The organism is Flavobacterium sp. LK-23, assembly GCF_058135255.1.
The window spans coordinates 1-20991 of sequence record NZ_JBYUVT010000028.1 but is presented as its reverse complement, the minus strand read 5'-3'; the positions used below and the strand labels follow the sequence as shown (position 1 = coordinate 20991).

General features: G+C 33.9%; 18 protein-coding genes. 7 read left to right on the top strand and 11 right to left on the bottom strand.

The annotated features are described in order from the left end of the window. Nucleotide 1: 1 nt before the first annotated feature. From sprC to AC3Y25_RS23575, 4 genes are all read right to left on the bottom strand, one after another. Complete coding sequence (gene sprC / locus AC3Y25_RS23590) at nt 2-1435, bottom strand: gliding motility protein SprC (RefSeq protein ID WP_489904441.1); 1434 nt, start codon at nt 1433-1435, stop codon at nt 2-4. Then, a complete protein-coding gene (locus AC3Y25_RS23585) occupies nt 1432-1836 on the bottom strand; it encodes a hypothetical protein (protein WP_248728796.1) in 405 nt (134 codons plus the stop codon). Before AC3Y25_RS23585 ends, sprC begins: the two co-directional genes overlap by 4 nt. A 100-nt stretch (nt 1837-1936) precedes the next feature. Continuing rightward, nucleotides 1937-3229, bottom strand: a complete 1293-nt coding sequence (locus AC3Y25_RS23580) for a hypothetical protein (RefSeq protein WP_250834672.1) — start codon at nt 3227-3229, stop codon at nt 1937-1939. Between the two features lie 182 nt (nt 3230-3411). Then, nucleotides 3412-3864, bottom strand: coding sequence for a hypothetical protein (locus AC3Y25_RS23575; protein ID WP_095930184.1), 453 nt, complete (start codon nt 3862-3864; stop codon nt 3412-3414). Nucleotides 3865-4309: 445 nt separating this feature from the next. On the opposite strand from AC3Y25_RS23575, the gene AC3Y25_RS23570 reads away from it, so the two are divergent. From AC3Y25_RS23570 to recA, 4 genes are all read left to right on the top strand, one after another. Further along, a complete protein-coding gene (locus AC3Y25_RS23570; RefSeq protein WP_489904440.1) occupies nt 4310-5458 on the top strand; it encodes a DNA polymerase III subunit in 1149 nt (382 codons plus the stop codon). A gap of 6 nt (nt 5459-5464) precedes the next feature. Continuing rightward, a complete protein-coding gene (locus tag AC3Y25_RS23565) occupies nt 5465-5848 on the top strand; it encodes a DoxX family protein (protein WP_095930182.1) in 384 nt (127 codons plus the stop codon). Nucleotides 5849-5964: 116 nt separating this feature from the next. Then, a complete protein-coding gene (locus tag AC3Y25_RS23560) occupies nt 5965-6474 on the top strand; it encodes an acyl-CoA thioesterase (protein WP_095930181.1) in 510 nt (169 codons plus the stop codon). A gap of 143 nt (nt 6475-6617) precedes the next feature. Further along, nucleotides 6618-7625 (top strand): recombinase RecA, encoded by a 1008-nt coding sequence (recA, locus tag AC3Y25_RS23555; RefSeq protein ID WP_095930180.1) that lies wholly within the window; start codon nt 6618-6620, stop codon nt 7623-7625. A 552-nt stretch (nt 7626-8177) separates the two neighbouring features. Here recA and AC3Y25_RS23550 read toward each other — a convergent pair. Beyond that, entirely contained in the window at nt 8178-8921 is a 744-nt protein-coding gene (locus tag AC3Y25_RS23550; protein ID WP_489904439.1) for a lysophospholipid acyltransferase family protein, read from the bottom strand. Nucleotides 8922-9215: 294 nt separating this feature from the next. On the opposite strand from AC3Y25_RS23550, the gene trpS reads away from it, so the two are divergent. After that, entirely contained in the window at nt 9216-10190 is a 975-nt protein-coding gene (trpS, locus tag AC3Y25_RS23545) for a tryptophan--tRNA ligase (RefSeq protein WP_379795107.1), read from the top strand. Between the two features lie 265 nt (nt 10191-10455). On the opposite strand, the gene dprA is transcribed toward trpS, so the two are convergent. Continuing rightward, nucleotides 10456-11556: a DNA-processing protein DprA gene (gene dprA / locus AC3Y25_RS23540; RefSeq protein WP_489904438.1), complete on the bottom strand. Its 1101-nt coding sequence runs from the start codon at nt 11554-11556 to the stop codon at nt 10456-10458. 237 nt (nt 11557-11793) lie between these two features. Here dprA and AC3Y25_RS23535 point away from each other — a divergent pair, with 237 nt between their 5' ends. Together AC3Y25_RS23535 and AC3Y25_RS23530 are read left to right on the top strand one after the other, a co-directional pair. After that, nucleotides 11794-12765 carry an HU domain-containing protein gene (locus AC3Y25_RS23535; RefSeq protein ID WP_427875673.1) on the top strand — a complete coding sequence of 324 codons (972 nt, stop codon included), beginning with the start codon at nt 11794-11796 and terminating at the stop codon, nt 12763-12765. Between the two features lie 125 nt (nt 12766-12890). Continuing rightward, nucleotides 12891-13325: a hypothetical protein gene (locus AC3Y25_RS23530; protein ID WP_489904437.1), complete on the top strand. Its 435-nt coding sequence runs from the start codon at nt 12891-12893 to the stop codon at nt 13323-13325. Between the two features lie 249 nt (nt 13326-13574). On the opposite strand, the gene AC3Y25_RS23525 is transcribed toward AC3Y25_RS23530, so the two are convergent. The 5 genes from AC3Y25_RS23525 to mnmG all read right to left on the bottom strand — a co-directional run bounded on the left by AC3Y25_RS23525 (nt 13575) and on the right by mnmG (nt 20671). Beyond that, a complete protein-coding gene (locus tag AC3Y25_RS23525) occupies nt 13575-14336 on the bottom strand; it encodes a hypothetical protein (protein ID WP_427875676.1) in 762 nt (253 codons plus the stop codon). A gap of 77 nt (nt 14337-14413) precedes the next feature. Next, nucleotides 14414-16693, bottom strand: coding sequence for a helix-turn-helix domain-containing protein (locus AC3Y25_RS23520; RefSeq protein ID WP_489904436.1), 2280 nt, complete (start codon nt 16691-16693; stop codon nt 14414-14416). 101 nt (nt 16694-16794) lie between these two features. After that, nucleotides 16795-17379: an OmpH/Skp family outer membrane protein gene (locus AC3Y25_RS23515; RefSeq protein WP_095930173.1), complete on the bottom strand. Its 585-nt coding sequence runs from the start codon at nt 17377-17379 to the stop codon at nt 16795-16797. A gap of 235 nt (nt 17380-17614) precedes the next feature. Beyond that, the gene (locus AC3Y25_RS23510; protein WP_489904435.1) at nt 17615-18463 is read right to left on the bottom strand and encodes a class I SAM-dependent methyltransferase; all 849 of its coding nucleotides are present in this window, start codon (nt 18461-18463) and stop codon (nt 17615-17617) included. A 336-nt stretch (nt 18464-18799) separates the two neighbouring features. Beyond that, nucleotides 18800-20671, bottom strand: coding sequence for a tRNA uridine-5-carboxymethylaminomethyl(34) synthesis enzyme MnmG (gene mnmG / locus AC3Y25_RS23505; protein ID WP_489904452.1), 1872 nt, complete (start codon nt 20669-20671; stop codon nt 18800-18802). Between the last annotated feature and the right edge of the window lie 320 nt (nt 20672-20991).

Genomic DNA, 20991 nt, shown 5'->3' with positions numbered 1-20991 from the left:
ATTATTTTATAACAGTTATTGATCCTTTTTTTTCACCTGTGTCGGATTGAATGACATAGTAATAAACGGGATTTACATTCTTAAAATCTACATTGTTTTGAGGCCAATCGCCTTGGTAATTCACTACATCCAAAACCATATCTCCGTTTGAACTAATGATCATTACCTTTGTATTTGCATTTTTATATTCGTCTGGAATATTCCAGTACGGATTCATACCACTTAATTTGATAATGTTTGGAATAACACTTGATGGACCTGAATCGCCATTTATCTTAAATGTAAATTCTTTGCTAGAAACACATCCAGATGCCAAAGAAACCTTAGCTTTATAATTACCTTTAACAGCTACAACATAAGATCTTGTTGTTTCGTTAGGAATTAAGTTATCGTTTAAATACCATTCGTAAGTTGCGTCTGCCGCATCTGTAGTAATCGTAACTGTTACTGTTTCTCCTTCGCTTAATTTATATCCATCCTCAGCATCAATACTTGCGTCGAAACTATTGCTTTTCAAATCGATAGTTCCAGTTGCTTTACATCCGCCAAAATCGACTTCAACAGAATACACTCCAGATTCGTTTGTAGAGTAAGTACGGTTAGTGGCACCAGCTATCAAGACTCCATCCTTTTTCCAAGCATAGCTGTTTCCAGAAGTTGCAGTTAAAATAGTACCTGTTCCACTAGCACAAAACGGGTTTCCTAAACTTGAATTAATTGTCACGTTAGATCCACTAGAAGAAGAAACAACATTAACACGATTAGAACTAAAGTTAACATCAGAGCATTGACCATAATCGATCTCTGCATAATATTTCCCAGTACTATTAATAACGATATCTTTAGAAGATTGTCCTGCAATAAGAACATCGTCTTTGTACCATTTGTATTTAATATTAGAAATATTGATTGGAGAAGGAGTCTCTGCACTAACAGAAAGGGTTAAACTACCACCAGCGCATAACATCGCTGTATCAGTCTTACCATTGATAAAGAAAGATGATTCGTATGGTTTGAAGTATGCAGGAAATGCAGTATTTCCTAAAGAATTTCTAAATCTTGAACTCGTAACGCCTGTTGAACTTTTTACTCTAAGACTATAGGTATCAGAACCAACTAAATTTGTAGGCACTGCATATTTAATTGTTTTTTGAGTTGCAGAAACATCAACCGTTTGAAGCAAAGTTGTGGCAACAGGGGTAGTAAAATTTCCCGCAGCGTCTGAAAGCTCCACTACGAAGGTAGTACCTGCGGGAAAATCTATATAACTAAAAGAAGCATAAAACTCGTTGAACGAATTACCAGCACAAAGTTTTTCTAACCCATCAAAGGTTTGAGGCGCTATAGTTTGGGCATAGGCATTCGATCTAGCAAATAGTAAAATGCTAAATAATATTAAAACTTTAAAAAAAGATAAAGTAATTTTTTGAATCATATAGTGCGTGTTCTTGCTAGATCTATACGCTCAAAAAACAAGATATCTATGAATGTTTCTGAGAAATCGTACTTGTAGTTTTCAATCACTTCTTTTGCAAGAACTGAAGTAGCCGCAAGTGTAGAATTCTCTTCACAATCGTTAGATAATGTATTTGACTCAGCCGCTATAGTAAGGCTGTCCTTGGGGTTGGACATCCCTACTATAAACTGATTAAAATTGCTGTTTTCAATAACAGCACTATTATTACTGTTCTTTTGGTTATTACAAGCCAAAGTTAAACTGTGCTCAGAACCAGCAGCCTTTGTAGGTTGTTCTGCTGTATTCTGTGCATATAGAGTTAACGAAATAGGCGAAACCAAAAATATTATATATAAAAAATATTTTTTCGTAGATACCATTATGTTTTGATCTTTATTTAGGCCCTTTAGACGATACATAAATTGTGTCTGGGGACTTAATTAATAAAATTTACGCGTGGGAAATAAAAATCGAAACTATTTATCTATTACCGCTAGAAGCTGTGATTTTTCCTAATTGTAATCTAAAATCTGGTTTTTTTGGATTGAACATATCAATGAATGTTTCTTTGTTGTCACTTTGTGACATTACATTAAAGAAAACACTGTTTCCATACCAGCTTTCTAGATCTTCATTGTTAGAATTGTACTCTGTAAAGATGTTTCCATTACATAAGTTGAAGTACATTTCCTCAAATTTGATTTTTTTAAGGTTGGCATCATTGATTTCTGTTTTGCTATCTAATAATACAGCAGGGTTAAATCCAGAGATTACACTTCTTTTCATTTCAAGAGAAGCATTCTCTGCTACATAAACAGCCTCTTTTACTAAACCTGCTTGAATGTCAGCTTTAATGTTTTCGCTGTCGTTAACCATTGTAATATTACTAGCAACAACTAAAGTTTGTTTTTTAGTGAAGTCTGTTTCACTTTTCTTCTCATAAGATTTAACCTCCATACAACGAGATCCGTCTTTAGTACTTGAGAAGTAAGAAGATCTAACTGCTAAAGAGTTGAAGAAACGACATTGAACTCCTTGAGAAAATTTAAAGTCGTCGTTAACTGATTTATAAGATACGAATTTTGTAGCATTTAAGTCACCACCTAAGATCCCGAAAGAATCTCCTCCAGCGTAACTTACCATAATGTTTTCAAGAACAGTTTTGTTTCCAACAGCTGCAAGAGTCAATCCGTTGAAAGTATCTAAACCTTTTACTTTTTTACCAGCAAACTCGATTCTAACGAATCTTAAAACTCCAGAGTTTGAAGCTACATTATCACCACCGTAAGTAGTCATTGTAGGATCTAAGTCTAGGTTATAAGAACCAACATTTCCGAATTTGTTAATTGGTGCATCTCCAAGGATTACAATTCCACCCCAATCTCCAGCTTTTTTCATGCTGCGGTTTGAAGTAAATACAATTGGATCTGTTTCTAAACCATCAGCCACTAATTGTGCACCTTTTGTAACTACCAATGTTCCTTTTGTTTCGAAATCACCAATAATTACAGTTCCAGGTTCGATAGTTAAAACAGCATTGTTTGTAACATAAACGTTTCCTTGTAGAACGTAGATATTTCTTTTTAGCAATTTAGTATTAACAGAAATATTTCCTGCTAAAATTTGGTTTGCTTCTCCATAGTCAACTTTATTAGGCTTAAACTCGGTCCAATTGTTTAACCAATTAGTGTAGCCCATAATTCCTTTCTCTTGTTGAGCACTCATACTCGTAACTGTCAAAAGAACGCAGATCAATTGAGTAATTTTTTTCATGATAAGGGGGGTATTACGGTTAATAATAAATTTGGGTATGCGCAAATACAAAAACTCCTCTCAAGTTTTCTGGAATTTTACAGAACCCTCGAGAATGAGTTTTTTTTATTTTGTTTTCGAAGAATGTCAAAGCAATATTTTACTGAGACTTTCCAGAAAAAAATTTCAAAAAAAATGCTTTATTACATTTCGTTCAAATCGTTGAACTCGTGTAATGATTTCAATGTACTTTCGTAGAACAAGATTGCCGCGATTAGATTTCCTTTATCAGAGTAAGGCATCATTTTTCTTTGGAATTCTACAGTTGTATCCAAAAATGTTGTTGTACCAACTGCTTGAGCATCCAAAACTTTTTTGTGTTCACTATCGTCTGGAATACCAAGGTCGGCCATAGTAACTCCAGGTTTAGTAACCAAAGCAATGTAAGGGAGAGTTTTAACTAATACTTTGATACGCTCGATGTATAATTCCAAAAGTTCACCCTTTTGCATACCACTTAATTCTTTTTGATCATGGTATTTTCGGATAAGAGCAGTTGTACTAATAATACTTCTCGGTGCGTTTTTAGCTTGTGCTGAAACAGCTGCAGTAGTTAAGATAAAAAAAGCACTAAATAGAATAATTTTCCCTTTCATAGATTCTTATTTTATAATTGGTTGTTGATAAAAACAAAAATATAGAAATTAACTTAAATTACAACTCTAATGAATTTTTTTTTCAAAAAATTTCCTTAAAAAAACCTTAAAAACCAGTCTTATGTCGAGAAAATGTGCGTTTTAACGGGCTTTTTGTTAAAAATGTTAATTAAAAAATCGTAAGAGATTATCTATAAAAAATAAAAAATTAACTCTATAAATAGCCAAAAAAAACCTACGTTTGTCGAATTTCGAAAAAAAATATTAACAAAAACATCTTGATATTTACTCACTTGAAGATATTTATTAACAAAATTCTGTCGAAAGTGATCCGAAAATTATAAAAATCATCTCCTCGCTTCGGCACCGAAATTGAAAATTGTGAACTGCTAAATAATCTTATCTCTAAAATTTTTGACTACACATTTTCTTCTATCTTTGCGCAATGCAATTTTCTCAAATTTTAGGTCAAGATTACATCAAAAGCCACTTGATAAAAAGTGCTGCTTCTGGTAGAATTCCTCATGCACAATTATTCGTTGGTCCAGAAGGAAGTGGCACATTAATAACTGCCATTGCTTATGCTCAATATATTTTGTGTAGCAATACCGGCGACGAAAATTCAAACGGAAACGATTCTTGTAATCTAAAGTTTGACAACATCTCTCATCCCGATCTCCATTTTATTTATCCAACCGTTACAACCGAAGATGTAAAAACAAAACCTAAGAGTTTAGATTTTATTCAAGATTGGCGTAGTTTCATTCAAGAAATGCCTTACGGAGGTTTGTTCGATTGGTATAAAATTCTGGGTGTACAAAACAAACAAGGAGAAATTCGTGTTGAAGATGCACAAGAAGTTTTAAAATCGCTTTCGCTAAAATCCTATGAAGGCGGATACAAAATCATGATTATCTGGATGGCCGATAAAATGAATATCGCCGCTTCCAATAAACTTCTAAAACTTCTGGAAGAACCTTCAGAAAAAACCATGTTTATTCTGATTTCTGAAAATGAAGAAGATATTATCCAAACCATACGTTCTCGCTGCCAAGTAATTCATTTTAACGGACTGCCAGAAAAAGTTATTGCCGATGCTTTAATTGCCCAAGAAAATATAGATGCCGGCTTAGCCAAAAAAATTGCACATCAGGCACAAGGCAATTTTAGCAAAGCATTGCATTTGTTAAAAGAAGATGATGATGATCTTCCGTTCGAACAATGGTTTGTAAATTGGGTTCGTGCTGCTTTTAGAGCAAAAGGAAATGCTGCGGCCATTCAAGATTTAATTTCTTGGAGTGAGCAAATTGCAACGTTGGGACGCGAGAGTCAGAAAAAATTTATTCAGTATTGTATCGAAATGTTTAGACAAGCTCTAATGCTAAATTATCAGACGCCAAGTTTGGTTTATATAGAGCCGAAAGTCGATAAATTCAAATTAGAAAATTTCGCTCCTTTCGTAAACGGAAATAACATACACGAAATATTCAAAGAACTTTCAGATGCACTATATCATATTGAAAGAAATGGAAATGCAAAAATAATCCTTACCGATTTATCCATCAAATTGACTCGTTTAATTCATAAAAAATAATTCATAATGAACAATGTTGCCTCAATTTTACTTTTAGCTTTTCTAGCTTTAACTTTTTTACAATCGGGTTACGAAAAAATTTTTTATTGGAAAGATAATGTGGCTTGGCTTAAAGAACACTTTGCCAAAACACCATTAAAAAATCAGGTTCCGCTGGCTCTTTTACATTTACTAATTTTGGAATTAATTTCTGGAATTTTATGTGTTGTTGGGGGAATACAATTATTTACAAATAATGGCAGAGAATTTGGGTTTTACGGAGCTATATTTTCATGCATCTGTTTGTTAATGATGCTTTTCGGACAGAGACTTGCAAAAGATTACGATGGTGCGAGAACCATTGTTATATATTTTATTCCAGCCGTTATGGCTGTTTATTGGTTGAACTAAAATATGCCACAGATTTCACAGATTCTCACAGATTTTTTTAATCATTTTAATCTGTGAAATCTGTGGCAAAAAAAGCCTTTTTATTATAGGCGTTAAAACAAATTTTATTTAAAAAAATGAATCCAAAACATCCTTCAGAATCCCTAACTATTTTAACTGATTTAGTTTTACCGAGCGAAACAAATCCTTTAAACAATCTTTTTGGTGGTGAATTATTAGCCAGAATGGATCGCGCCGCAAGTATTGCAGCCCGCAGGCATTCGCGCCGAATTGTAGTAACGGCTTCTGTAAATCACGTTGCTTTCAACAGAGCAATTTCGCTTGGAAGCGTTGTAACCGTAGAGGCAAAAGTTTCAAGATCATTCAAAAGTTCGATGGAAGTTTTTATTGACGTATGGGTAGAAGACCGCGAATCTGGAAACAGAACCAAAGCCAACGAAGCAATTTACACCTTTGTTGCTGTTGACGATACTGGAAGACCTGTTGAAGTTCCAGCAATTATTCCAGAAACCGAGCTAGAAATTCAGCGATTTGATGCAGCGCTACGTCGCAAACAATTGAGTTTATTGCTTGCTGGCAAAATAAAACCTTCTGATGCTACAGAATTAAAGGCTTTATTTTTATAGAACGATTTTGTGACAATTTGGAACAATCAAACTTCAAAAAAAGAAGTAATTTTACAAATTATAAAACAGATCAATAAGATTACGGAAGAATTTTCTTATTTTTATCCAGAAAGACAAAACAATAATTTAGATATTAGAAAAAAATGAGTTCAGAGAAAGAAGCCAAATTAAAAGCACTACAATTAACGCTTGACAAACTTGACAAAACCTACGGAAAAGGAACCGTAATGAAAATGGGCGATAGAGCCATTGTAGAAGTAGAAACGATTTCTTCTGGCTCACTAGGTGTTGACTTAGCTCTTGGAGTAAACGGATATCCTAAAGGAAGAATTATCGAAATATATGGTCCAGAATCTTCTGGAAAAACAACTTTGACGCTTCACGCGATTGCAGAAGCTCAAAAAGCAGGTGGTATTGCTGCCTTTATCGATGCCGAGCACGCATTTGATAGAAATTATGCTGAGAAATTAAATGTTGATATCGAGAACTTAATCATTTCTCAACCAGACAATGGAGAGCAGGCTTTAGAAATTGCCGAAAACCTTATTCGTTCTGGAGCTATAGACATTGTTGTAATTGACTCTGTGGCGGCTTTAACTCCAAAAAGTGAAATTGAAGGCGAAATGGGAGATTCTAAAATGGGTCTTCACGCACGTTTGATGTCTCAAGCATTGAGAAAACTTACTGGAACTATCAGTAAAACAAATTGTACTGTTTTCTTTATCAACCAGCTTCGTGAAAAAATTGGTGTTATGTTCGGAAATCCAGAAACTACAACTGGAGGTAACGCACTTAAATTTTACGCATCTGTTCGTTTAGATATTCGCCGTTCTGCTCAAATTAAAGATGGTGAAAACGTAATAGGAAACAGAACTAAAGTAAAAATCGTTAAAAACAAAGTGGCACCACCATTTAAAACTGCCGAATTCGACATCATGTACGGAGAAGGTGTTTCTAAAACGGGTGAAATCTTAGACTTAGCAGTTGAATTTGATATCGTTAAAAAAGCAGGATCTTGGTTTAGCTACGGCGATACAAAATTAGGTCAAGGTCGTGATGCTGTTAAAACTTTAATTAAAGATAATCCAGAACTTGCTGAAGAACTGGAAATTAAAATTAAAGAACACATAAAAGAATTGGCAAATGCCTAAAAAATAAGTCGAAAAAAGACGCTTTTAAAAAGCCGAGTGATGTAAAAATTACTCGGCTTTTTTTATTTTGAAATAAATATGAAATTTTCACGCAACCTTTTTACAAAACATCCATCTCTATAAAAAAGCAGTTTATAATTGGTACTGCCATATATCAATTTCGAGTTTTTTTTAGAATTTACGTTGGTTGGTTATTTGATTAAAAACCCGTTGGCATCTTCATCTAACGGGTTTTATCAAATTTTTTAAATTTTGACGCAACCTTTTTAATTTTTCTACATCTATAATAATGTGACATTAACTTGAGTTATTAACTAAACTCTTTATTATCAACCATTAATATTTTTAACCATGAAAGAAAAAATGGAATTGTTGTACAGTAAAAACCGAAGAAAAACCAAATTAAGATTTAAAAAAGTATTGCGTTTTATTTCAGAAAAGATAATTCACAGATAATAACTTTTGAATAAAAATAGGGGGTTTTTAATTCAAAGAAAAGCCGGTAGATAATTAAATCTACCGGCTTTTGTATTTTACATAATGTTTTTATGGTTATTCCTTTTGATAATCCATTAAACCATTATAAATCATGTTTCTAACTTGATCTCTTAATTCTTTTCTGTTGTCGCTTGTCAATCCTTTTGTTTCTACGAAAGGTAAAATTCTAGCTCGCATTTTTCCTGGACTTCCACTCAAAAAAGTATATGAAAAACGCTCTTTATTATCTGGATAAACAATAGGCACAATCGGAATCTGATGATCGATCGCCAATCTGAATGCGCCGTCTTTAAACTCATCCAGCAAAATACTTTCGTCATCTGGAACTCCACCCTCTGGGAAAATGCAAATACTTAAACCTTGATTTAATCTATTTTGAGCTCTTTTAAAAACTTCATTTTTACTTTTAGACGAACTTCTGTCAACTAGAATACAAGTTCTTTTATAGAAAAATCCAAAAAGCGGAATCTTTACCAGCTCTTTCTTCCCAACAAAAACAAACGGATTTTTAATTAAAGCCAACGTAAGCATAATATCGGTCATAGAGGTATGATTGGCCACTATCATGTAACTTTTGCCTTTAATGAGCTTCTGTTCGCGTTTTACGGTATAAAAGAAACCCATTCCGAAAAGGATAAATTTAGCCCAAATGCGGGCCATTTTAAAGAAATATGGATATCCTTTCTCAGAAAGGATAGAAACTACCAGAAAAGGTAACATAATGAGTATTGGAATGGCCATCAAAACGTAAAACCAAACTCTCCAAAGAATCCAAAAAGCAATTTTAAATATTTTCATAGCTTCAAAAGTAAGAAAACCGAAATGAATTTTAAACAAGATTTTTTCTAAGTGTAACATCTTTTCTACCGCAAAGCACACAAAGATTTTACGCAAAGGCCGCAAGTTCGTAGCCACAGATTTAAATGATTAAATGGATTTTAAAAAATCTGCGAAAATCTTTTTAATCTGTGGCAGAACATTTAAATCTAGGAAAAAACATAGTAAAAAATCTTTGCGTGCTTTGCGTAAAATCTTTGTGTGCTTTGCGGTTATAAAAAACTTCACGAACTTTGCATCTAAGAAAAAACTAGAATGGCAAAAATACTTACTGGTGTTCAAAGTACAGGAACACCGCATTTAGGAAATTTATTAGGAGCAATTATTCCGGCAATCGAATTATCAAACGATCCAGCAAATGAATCTTATTTGTTTATTGCCGATTTGCATTCCATCACTCAGATTAAAGACGGAAAAACTTTAAGAGAAAACACCTATAGCACAGCTGCGGCTTGGCTTGCGTGTGGTTTAAATCCTGACAAAGTTACTTTTTACAGACAATCAGATGTGGTTCAAACTACAGAATTGACTTGGTATTTGAGCTGTTTTTTTCCATTTCAAAGATTGACATTAGCACACTCTTTCAAAGATAAAGCAGATCGTTTAGACGATGTTAACGCTGGACTTTTCACATATCCGATGCTAATGGCTGCCGATATTTTATTGTATGATGCTGAATTTGTTCCTGTTGGAAAAGATCAGTTGCAGCATTTAGAAATTACTCGTGATGTTGCGGCTCGTTTCAATCACCAAATGGGTGAAACTTTTGTTCTTCCTGAAGCTAAAATTGAGGAAAACATTATGCTGATTCCTGGAACTAACGGAGGAAAAATGAGTAAATCTGCAAACAATATCATCAATATTTTCTTGGATGACAAAACATTACGCAAACAAGTAATGAGTATTGAAACTGATTCGACTCCGCTTGAAGCTCCAAAAAATCCAGATACCTGTAATGCATTTGCGATCTATTCTTTGCTAGCAAACGAAGAACAAACTGCCCAAATGAGAGCAAACTATTTAGGCGGAAATTACGGTTACGGTCACGCGAAACAAGCTTTGTTTGAATTGATTACAGAGAAATTTAAAACAGAAAGAGAAAAATATAATTACTACATCAACAACCTTGAAGAAGTTGACGCTTTGTTGAAAAAAGGCGCTGCAAAAGCTTCGGTTATTGCCGATGGTGTTTTGGCAAAGGTTAGAGAGGTTTTAGGATTTGGAAAATAATTCCATCTAAAAAATGTTTTTAAAGAAACGCTGATCATTTTAAAATTGGTCAGCGTTTTTCTTTTAATATCCATTTCAATTATTTTTTGTAACTTCAAGTATATTAACCTCTTAAAAATAAAAAAGATGAATAAGTATTGAAGATTACAATGTTCCGCCGTATGTATTTCAAATTCTAAATATCGTTTTTGGCTTATTGCTGATTTACATTTTATATCGATTGTACAAACACTTTACAAGAAAATAGTATATAGGATTTTCTGCGTTAAATTGACTCAAAAAGTTTTCCAGGAAGTGGTCTTATAACGCCTTTTAATTCCATACCAATCAAAATTCCTGACAGTTTGAAAATTGGAATCTCACATTCAATTGCAATGATGTCCAATAATTCCTTTCCGTTTTTCTGGAGAAAATCATAAACCTTTTGTTCTACAGGTTCTAATTCTACAAAAAGCTGTTTCTGAATCGTTTTTGGATTTTCTTTAATATCCCAATTCAACATATAAATCAAATCTGCGGCACTTGTTAACACATTTGCTTTCTGAGTTTTAATCAAATTATTACAGCCCTGGCTATACTTGTCTGTCACTCTACCTGGTACCGCAAAAACATCGCGATTGTAATCATTAGCCATATTTGCCGTTATTAGAGATCCGCCTTTGTCAGCAGATTCTATCACGATTGTAGCTTCAGTCATCCCAGCAACAATACGATTTCGGCGAACAAATTTTTCTTTATCCGGATTCGAATCACTCCAAAACTCGGTTATGAATCCGCCCTTCTCTTCCATTCTGGCCATGTACTTTTTATGAGTTCTCGGGTAAATTTGATTTAAGCCATGAGCTAGAACGCCAACAGTTTGCAAATTAAAATCCATTGCTGCCTGATGCGCCACGATGTCAACTCCATAAGCAAATCCGCTTACAATTACAGGATCAAGAGGAGCAATATCTTCTATCAATTTTTTACAGAAATCGGTTCCATAAGAAGTAATCTGACGCGTACCAACAATGCTAATTATTTTTTTGTTTTTGAAATCCAGATTTCCAGCGGTAAAAATCAGAATTGGTGCATCAATGCAATGCTTAAGCCGTTCTGGGTAGTTTTCGTCCTGAAAAAAAGAAATCTGAATATTGTTGTTTTTAATAAACGAAAGTTCTTTATCTGCCTTCTCAAAAACACTTTTATCTTTCAGATTTTTCAATAAAACACTTCCAATTCCATCAACCGCTGCTAATTGCGAACTTTTAGCTTTAAAAATAGCCGAAGCATCGCCAAAAGAATTAAGCAACTTTTTGCCCATTATATCTCCCACTCCATCAACCTTTAATAAGGCAAGTAAATTAAATAATTCCTGATCGTTCATTGTTTTTAACATTATGTAAAATAGAAAAAATAAATCTACTTTTTATGAGGCGCAAATATCTATAAAACAAAGTAATTTCTTAATAAATTTTAAAAATAATTCTCGTGATGCTTTTTAAATAAGAAAAACCTACCACTTAATTAATTGAAAACGAATTGTCTAAAAATAATTCTTAATTGTTAATAAAAATTGTGAATAAAATTTTGATAACTATACGCGTTGTCTAACTTTGTTACTATGAAAATCGAAGTATATATCTCACAGTTATTGTATCGTTATCAGTGTGTAACGGTTCCAGGGTTTGGTGCATTTTTAACAGAAACTCATTCGGCTCAGCTAAATGAAAGCACTAATTCGTTTTTTCCACCAAAAAAAACCATTTCTTTCAACAGCCGTATCAAAAATAATGACGGATTATTGGCAAATCATATTGCTCAAGCAGAAAAAACATCCTATGGTTTTGCTGTTAGCGCAATTGCTTTTGAAATTTTGAATTGGAAAAAAGCATTAGAAGAAGATGGCGTAATTCTTTTAAAAAATATTGGAGAGCTACGTTTAAATTCTGAAAGCAATATTGTTTTCAAGCCAAACGATCAGACCAACTATTTAGCTGCTTCTTTTGGACTGAGTCCTTTTGTTTCTCCAATGGTGAAAAAAGAGGCATTCGAGAAAAAAATCGAAAAAATTGCAGCAAAAGAAAAAGATGCTGTTTTAATATACGAAAATGAAGAAGAAACCAAATCTTCGAATCCGTTCTTGCGATATGCTGCAATTCTGGTTTTAGGACTAGGAATTACAGGAAGCATTGGTTATCCATTATACCAAAATCAAATTGATAACCAAACACTTGTTGTAGAACAAGCAGTTCAGAAAAAAGTGCAAAACAAAATTCAAGAAGCCACTTTCTTTATCAAAAGTCCACTTCCGGCTGTAACTCTTTCTGTAGATTCTACTGCTGTTGAAACTGTCGAAACCACAATGCCTTACCACATTATGGCCGGTGCTTTTAGAAGTGAACAAAATGCTAGAAAAGCTTATAACCAATTGATTAAAGATGGTTTCAAAGCTAGAATGCTAAAAGAAAACAAACACGGTTTATTTCCTGTTTTGTACGGAAGTTATGCTACAATGAAAGAAGCTGAACAAGCTCAAAAAGAAATACAAAAAGGCGAAAATCCACAAGCTTGGATTCTGGTCGAAAATCTATAAAATACTTTTAATCCTGTTCGAAAGAGCAGGATTTTTTTTGCCTTATTCTATTGTTTTAAAATCTTTGAATGGACACTTCTTAAACTCTATTCAAATAAATTCGTCTTCATAAATTTAATACAATCATGAAGATAATTTTTAAAACCTTTGCTTTTTTATTGCTACTCGCCTCTCAGTCCATTTTTGCACAACAAAACAATTCTGATCAAGAAAATCAAATAAAGAAGAACGAAGCTCAAACACAGCAAGTTCTTAAAGAAAATTATAAAAAGCTTGATGACAAAATTGCTGTACTCAAAAAAGAACAGAAGGAATTGGAAACCAAAAAGAACACTCTTGCAAAGGCTGAAAACCAGCTAAAATCGACTAGAGATAAAATTGAAAAGTTGGAAATCGCTAATCAGAAAATCGAAAACAAAATCTCAACTACATCAGTTTCTGACGAAGAAATTCAAAAGCAAAAAATTAAAACCAAAGAGAATGAAGTTACTATTCAGAAATTGAAGCTTACTCAAATTTCTCAAGAAAAAGAATTGGAAAAAATAATCTCAAATATTTAAATATCGTTTTAATACAAAGAACACTTTCTTTTTTAAGCTTCGGAGAAGCAAAATATTTATAGCTAAGAATAAATATCTACGATATAAAAGCTCCAGCGGAGCGACATAATTTTATAATAGTTATGTCGCTCCGCTGGAGCTTTTTTCATTTGTTTTATTTGATTCTATAAATATTTAACCTCTCTGAGGTTCAGCATATAATTCTATGTGGAGATTAAATATCTTTTTAAAATAGCTTCTTTCTAATGTTTATCGTGAAACAATTTTGGCGTCTTGAGATAGGATTTCTTTTCCAGACTGATAAACGGTCAATATTGCTGGCGGAGAATCTTTTTCTCCCAAAACAATAAAATAGCATCGGTATTTGAAATTGCCTTTTTTAAAATCGAAGTAATGGTTTCCTCCCGTTCCGTCTGCAACAAAAACTCCTTTTTCGATTACAAGATCTGGATTTTCAGTCATTTGCTGTTTGATCGACCAAGAAGCATAGCGATAATTATCATTTCCTAAATCATCGATTCTAATTCTGAACTTAGAGGTTTCAAGAACTGCAACAGGTTCTTTAAAATTTGAAAGTGAAGAATTTACGCTTTTTTTCTGCTTTGCGATTAATGAATTTTTCAATTTCAATTCTTCCTCCGATTGATTATTAATGCTGATAATTCTTCCATCAATATCGATCCACATGTCTCCACGATTTAGCATAATTCCGCGCCATCCCACTTCTGACCAATCTTTTGCTGGATCCGATTTTGTTATTTTTTCAATTAAAACCTTATCAAAAATTTGGTTATATCTTTTCACGAAATCTGCGTTATCCTTAACCGAAGGAATTGGATAATCTCGCTTAAAGGGAAATTTAATACGTTTTGCAATTGCTTCTTTATCGCTATTTTTCACTTCGAGAATAAATTTCGAAATGAACTTTTGATATTCTGGTTTCAAATCCTGGGCAATCAAAAATGAAGAATTAAACACCAGAATTGTTAGCAATATTTTAAATGTTTTCATGTCAAAAAAATTTAATGCGTTAGAAATTAGATTTTTGAAAAACAGAAAACCGTGTTTCACGTGGGACGTTCAAAAAATTAATTGATGCTCGCTTTGAACATTTTTAGTTCATCCCAAGTAAATTCATCTCCATATTTTTCTTTCAAAGGACTCAAAGATTCTTCTTGATAAAACTGAAAAGCTTCTCGCAAAGCCAAAATTTTATCATACGGAAGAACATCAGTAATTTCGATTTTCTTCGACTGAATAAGTCTTATCAAATGGCCTTCGATCGTTTGAACATTTAATTTACGCATTCTCGCAATATCTTCAACCGAATTTTTATCCATCCACAAATCATACGTTTCTTCGACTGTCGTTTTTTTAGCCGTTTTAAGCTCACTTTTCTCCGTCTTAGTTGATTTGTATCGAACAACGGGTTCTTCTGTTCTAAAAATGTCCGTATTTGTCGTTTTCAGCTCTTCTCGAATCCTTTCTGCTTTGTTCGTTTTGTAATTTTTAATATTTGGCGATGTTAACTTTTCTTTACTGATTTCTTCGCCGGCCACAACCACTTCGATCAATAACTTGGCTTTCATCAATCTCAAAACCGCTTTGGTCTGCAGATCTTCCAAAAAGTTAAGCTCTTCGTAGAATTCTTTTACTTTTTTAAATTTTTGAATTTCAGCCATTTTGTAAATCAGATCATCGACTAATTTGTCCATTGGCTTGAAAAAATAATCGTACGCCGCATCTACCCTTTCTTTCACAAAAAACAAATCGACCGTTTCTTTTATGAAGATTTTATTGAGTTGCGAAATGAATTTCTGCGAAGGATCTAAAAGCTGCTCCATAATTTCCATGCGTTTATGTGCCCAAACCGCATGTTTTGTTTTTTCGGAACCTGCTGCATTTTCGTTATAACTGAAACGATGATTTCGCCATTCTTGCGCCAATTCTCCCCAATTAAAACTGTTTATCAAATAGTTGTGGATAAAATTTTTGGTTTCGAAGTGAAGCGCTTTCGCTAAAGTTTCTTCTGTTGCTCGGTTCAAAGCGTAATCCATCACATCTTGGTCGTTCGAAATACCATTCATCTGCATCGGAGAAAGCAAAATAAGACCGTCTAACGAACGCAAACGCGAAAGTGCTACATAGGCCTGCCCAGGAAGAAAAACTTGCGATACATCAAGCGCTGCTTTGTCAAAAGTTAAACCTTGGCTTTTGTGCACCGTAATTGCCCATGCTAGCTTGATTGGGTAATGCGCAAAAGTTCCTAAAACCTCTTCTTCGATATCTTTGGTTTGTTCGTTGACTTTGTAGCGGATATTTTTCCATTCGTACTTCTCCACTTCGAGTGTCATGTTCTCTTCTGGAAAGTGAACAAAGATTTCTTCGTCTGAAAGCGATTTGATTACACCCATCTTTCCGTTGAAGTATCTCTTTTCAAAAGACAAGTCATTTTTGACGAACATGATTTGCGCACCCACTTTCAATTTCAATTCTTCTTCAACAGGAAATATCTTTTCTGGGAAATCTCCCACCACAAATGGCGTATATATGTATTCTTTACCATCTAAATCATTGATTGACTGTGAGTTGATAGAATCAGCCTTCGCATTATGGGTTGTGAGCGTGATATAACCCTTGTTCTCTTTGAAGTCAAAATCGGGCTTAACATACTGATTTAGAATAGTTATGTCCTCGGGAGTGATCTGGTTATTTCTCAAATTGTTCAAAACCGAGATAAAAGCATCATCGGTCTGGCGGTAAATTTTTGACAATTCGATATAAATCGGCGGATACGTTTGGAGAACATGAGAATGGAAAAAGAATTTCCCACGGTAGTAGTTTTTCAGTGTTCGCCATTCTTCATCGCGAATCACTGGCGGCAATTGCAGCAAGTCTCCAATAAACAAGACTTGAACTCCGCCAAACGGATGGGTGTTTCTTCGAACGGTCTGCATCATGAAATCGACCGCGTCCAACAAATCGGCGCGCATCATACTCACTTCATCAATCACAAGAAGCTCCATGTTTTTGATTACATTTCGCTTGACGTTATTCATTTTGAAATGGCGGCGAAGCGATTCTTTGTTTTCAAATTTTACTGTTTCTGTAAATTGCGCGCTTACATCATACGATGGAATAAACGCAGAAAACGGAAGTTGAAACATGGAGTGAATGGTTACCCCACCCGCATTCAAAGCAGCGATTCCGGTTGGCGCAACGACAACTGTATTTTTATGCGTTGTTGCTATAATTTCGCGTAAAAGCGTAGTTTTTCCAGTACCTGCTTTTCCCGTAAGGAAAATAGATTTCTGGGTCTGATTAATGAATTGCAAAGTATAAGCTGCCGCTTCTGAAACGTTCTGCATTGGGCTTGTATTAAAAAATAAAATTACCGCATTTTTATAAAAAGAAAAAACCTAAATCGCAGTGGATTTAGGTTTTCAGTAATTTAGTTAGTTTGGTAGTTTTATTTTTTAGCTTCGCCTTCTTTTGTTTCAGCTGCTGGTTTTGCATCTGTTTTTGGCTCTGCTTTGTATTTATCATTTAAAGCTTTGATAATTTCTTTTGTAATATCGTATTTCTCTTCAGCATACAAAATTGTAGCAGCATCTCCTGTTCCGTAGATGTAAGAGTAACCGTTTTTCTTTCCGTAGTCTTTAATGAATTTTTTAACTCCACTAACAAGAGAATCCATTTCCACACCACTTTCTTGTTGTAATTGTTGTGCTAATGCTTGTTGTGCATAACCTAATTGCTGCTCTCTCTTTTGCAATTCAGCTCCTCTTTGCTGTGCCCAAGCTTGACCGTTTGCTTGTGCCTGGCTTTGAAAATTAGCAGCGTCTTGTTTAAAACGTGAAATCTCAGCTTGTAATTGTCTACCTTTTTCTTCCGCTTGAGCTTTGTACTTTGCCTCTAAATCTTTTGCCTCAGTGTATTCTTTCATCAAAACCGAAGTATCCACGTAAGCTGTTTTTACTTCCTTTACCTCTGCTGTTTTGTTACAAGAAACTGCGAAAACTGAAAGTGCGATAATAACTAATGCTTTTTTCATTTTTTTTAATTCTATTTTTTTAAGTATTGAAGACAAAAATATAAAAAAATCAATAGCATCAACATAAAGTTTAAAAAATGCGTAAAATTTATGATATTGTTTTTATTTATCGAAAAAAATATCACCATAAATCAACGCTATCGCACTATTTTAGATGCTTTTTTGCTTTTTTTATATCAACCAGAAAAAGCCACTCTGTCCTTTAACGGCAAAATGGCTCCCTGAATTTTTTGTGTTATTTATTTTTTAAAATATAAATATGCGATGAATATTCTTTTGAGTTCTTCGCTTTCCAATTTGATTTTAAACCAATGAAAAAAGCTTTAACATAATTCATCTTTCCTGTTTTGTATTTTTCAGACAAAAGGCTTACGTAAAACGAATCGAACTTCATTGGAAGAACTTTTTCCAATTTCATATCTACTCTTTCAAAAAGCAATTGAATTGATTTTTTTGAAAAATGCCAAAAATGAATTGGCACATCATAAGCAGCCCAAAAAGTTTGATAATGGTTTGCATCAAACGATTTGTAGTTCGGAACCGCAATAATTAATGTTCCAGTTGGTTTTAATAAACGCTTCAATTCTTGGATCTGAAGTTCTAAATCTGGAACGTGTTCTAAAACGTGCCACATAGTAATTACATCTAGAGAATGATTTTCTAAAGTGCTTATTTCTTCTACAAATGAAATTCCCTTTTCTTTAGCAATGTTTTTAGCACGATCGCTCGGCTCTACTCCAATTGTTTCCCAACCGTCATTTTTTGCTGTCAAGAGGAAATCTCCAGTTCCAGCTCCAATATCTAAAAGTTTTCCTTTTTGTGGTTGTTGGCTATTAATTAAATTCAATTTATTCTTAAGCGCAATATTTTTTACAAAGTGATATGCTTTTTCAAATAACGAACGTTTGTTGTCGGTATGCGAAATATAATCTTCGCTTTCGTAATATCTACCCAAATTTTGAAGTTCGGGCTGTGGAGAAGTAATTAGCATATCTAATTCTTCATCATAATACAAATCAAAAATTTCTTTAGAAACAGAATGGTCTTTTACCGTAAGAAAGTGTTTTTTATTTAAAACGTTCATTTTTTAAATTTATAGATATTGGGTTTAATTTATAGCAAATCCTAAAAACGAAATTATATCGCTTTTAGGATTTTTTTGTCTTTTTTATTTTTAATTCTTCTGTAGAATTCTTTTCACTTTTCATAATTCAGCACAGCTGTAAAGTTGCTTTTATCAAATACTCTTTCACTAAAATCTTCAAAAGGTTTCACGTGGAACAGCATCAATTTTAGATTTCTGACTTTAGATTTATAATGGATTCTGAAAATAAAAAACCGAAAAATAGTTTCACGTGGAACAAGTCATTTTGAAAATATTACAATTATCTGAAATCAGCAATCTAAAATCTAAAATTATTTACCTTCCCATATAAATCAAAAGCACGGAAATATCACTTGGTGATACTCCGCTGATTCTTGAAGCTTGCGAAATGGTGACAGGACGAATCTTGCTTAATTTCTGTTTTGCTTCAATAGACATTGATTTAATTTTATTATAATCGAAATTGTCTGGAATTTTTACTTCTTCCAAACGATTCAATTTATCTGCATTATTTCTTTCTTTTTCGATATAACCAGAATATTTAACTTGAATTACTGCCTGCTCTACAATTTCTTCATCCAAATCATTTTCTTTAATATAAGCTGAAACCTTTTCAAATTTCAACATATCTTCCAATTCAATTTGCGGGCGAGAGAAAATTTTGAACATTTTATCTCCTTGAGAAATTGGAGCTGATTCTTTAGCTTCCAAAATCGGATTTGTTTCGGCAATCGTAACACTTGTTTCTTTGAAGAATTGAACCATCTTTTCAGATTCGTTTAGTTTCTTTTCCATTCTTCGTAAACGATCTTCAGAAGCTAAACCAATTTCGTATGACATTGGAGTCAATCTGAAATCGGCATTATCTTGACGCAACAATGTTCTATATTCTGCTCTCGATGTAAACATACGATATGGTTCTTCTGTTCCTTTTGTAATTAAGTCGTCAATTAGAACTCCGATGTATGCTTCATCACGTTTTAAAATCAATGGATCTTTTTCGTGCACTTTTAAATGCGCATTGATTCCAGCCATTAAGCCTTGCGAAGCTGCTTCTTCATAACCTGTCGTTCCGTTAATCTGTCCTGCGAAATATAATCCTTCAACTAGTTTCGTTTCTAAAGTATGTTTCAATTGCGTTGGCGGAAAGAAATCATATTCGATAGCATAACCAGGTCTAAAGAATTTTACATTTTCAAAACCTGCCACAGAACGAAGCGCTTTAAATTGAATATCTTCTGGAAGCGAAGTCGAAAATCCGTTTACGTAAACTTCGCAAGTATTCCATCCTTCTGGCTCAACAAATAATTGGTGACGCTCTTTATCTGCAAAACGATTTATTTTATCTTCAATCGACGGACAGTATCTTGGTCCTAAACTTTTGATTCTTCCGTTGAACATTGGAGAACGATCAAATCCTTCTCTCAAAATATCATGAACATTCAACGAAGTGTATGTCATATAACAAGAACGCTGATGCGTTAACGGAGCGGTAACATCTGAATAAGAAAACTTAGCTGGCTTCGCATCTCCTTTTTCTTCATTCATTTTAGAATAATCTAAAGAACGCCCATCTACTCGAGGTGGCGTTCCTGTTTTCATTCTTCCAGCTTCAAAACCTACTTTGATCAAATCTTCGGTAATTCCGGTTGCGGCACTTTCTCCTGCTCTTCCTCCTCCGAATTGTTTTTCTCCAATATGAATTAAACCGTTCAAAAAAGTACCATTTGTCAAAATCACAGATTTGGAACGAATCTCCACTCCTAGTGAAGTTCTAATTCCTTTTATTTTTCCATCTTCAATAATTAACCCTTTTACCATCTCTTGATAAAAATCAAGATTTGGAGTTGCCTCCAACATCATTCTCCATTCTTCTGCAAAACGCATTCTATCACTTTGAACTCTTGGCGACCACATTGCAGGTCCTTTTGATTTGTTCAACATCTTGAACTGGATCGCAGTTTTATCTGAAACGATTCCTGAATAACCACCAAGCGCATCAATTTCACGAACGATCTGTCCTTTTGCAATTCCACCCATCGCAGGATTACAAGACATCTGTGCTATGTTTTGCAAACTCATTGTAACCAATAAAGTTTTCGATCCCAAATTTGCAGCCGCAGCCGCAGCTTCAGAACCAGCATGGCCTGCACCAACCACAATAACATCGTATTCTTCTAAAAACATTTTGTTTATTATTCTCCAAAAACCGCTAACGTGGTTTCTAGAATTAAATTTATTTCTTCCTTGTTCCACGTGGAACTTTATATTTTGTTTCAAGTTTTGAAGTTTCAGGTTTCAAGTTCAAACTGGAACGTGTCAACTGGAATTCTCAAATTCTGGAATCAATAAAAATGTTTCACGTGAAACATTTTACTTCATTCAAATCAGAACTCTCAAATCAGAACTCTCAAATCAGAACTCTCAAATCAGAACTCTCAAAGCAGAACTCTCAAAGCAGAACTCTCAAAGCAGAACTCTCAAAGCAGAACTCTCAAAGCAGAACT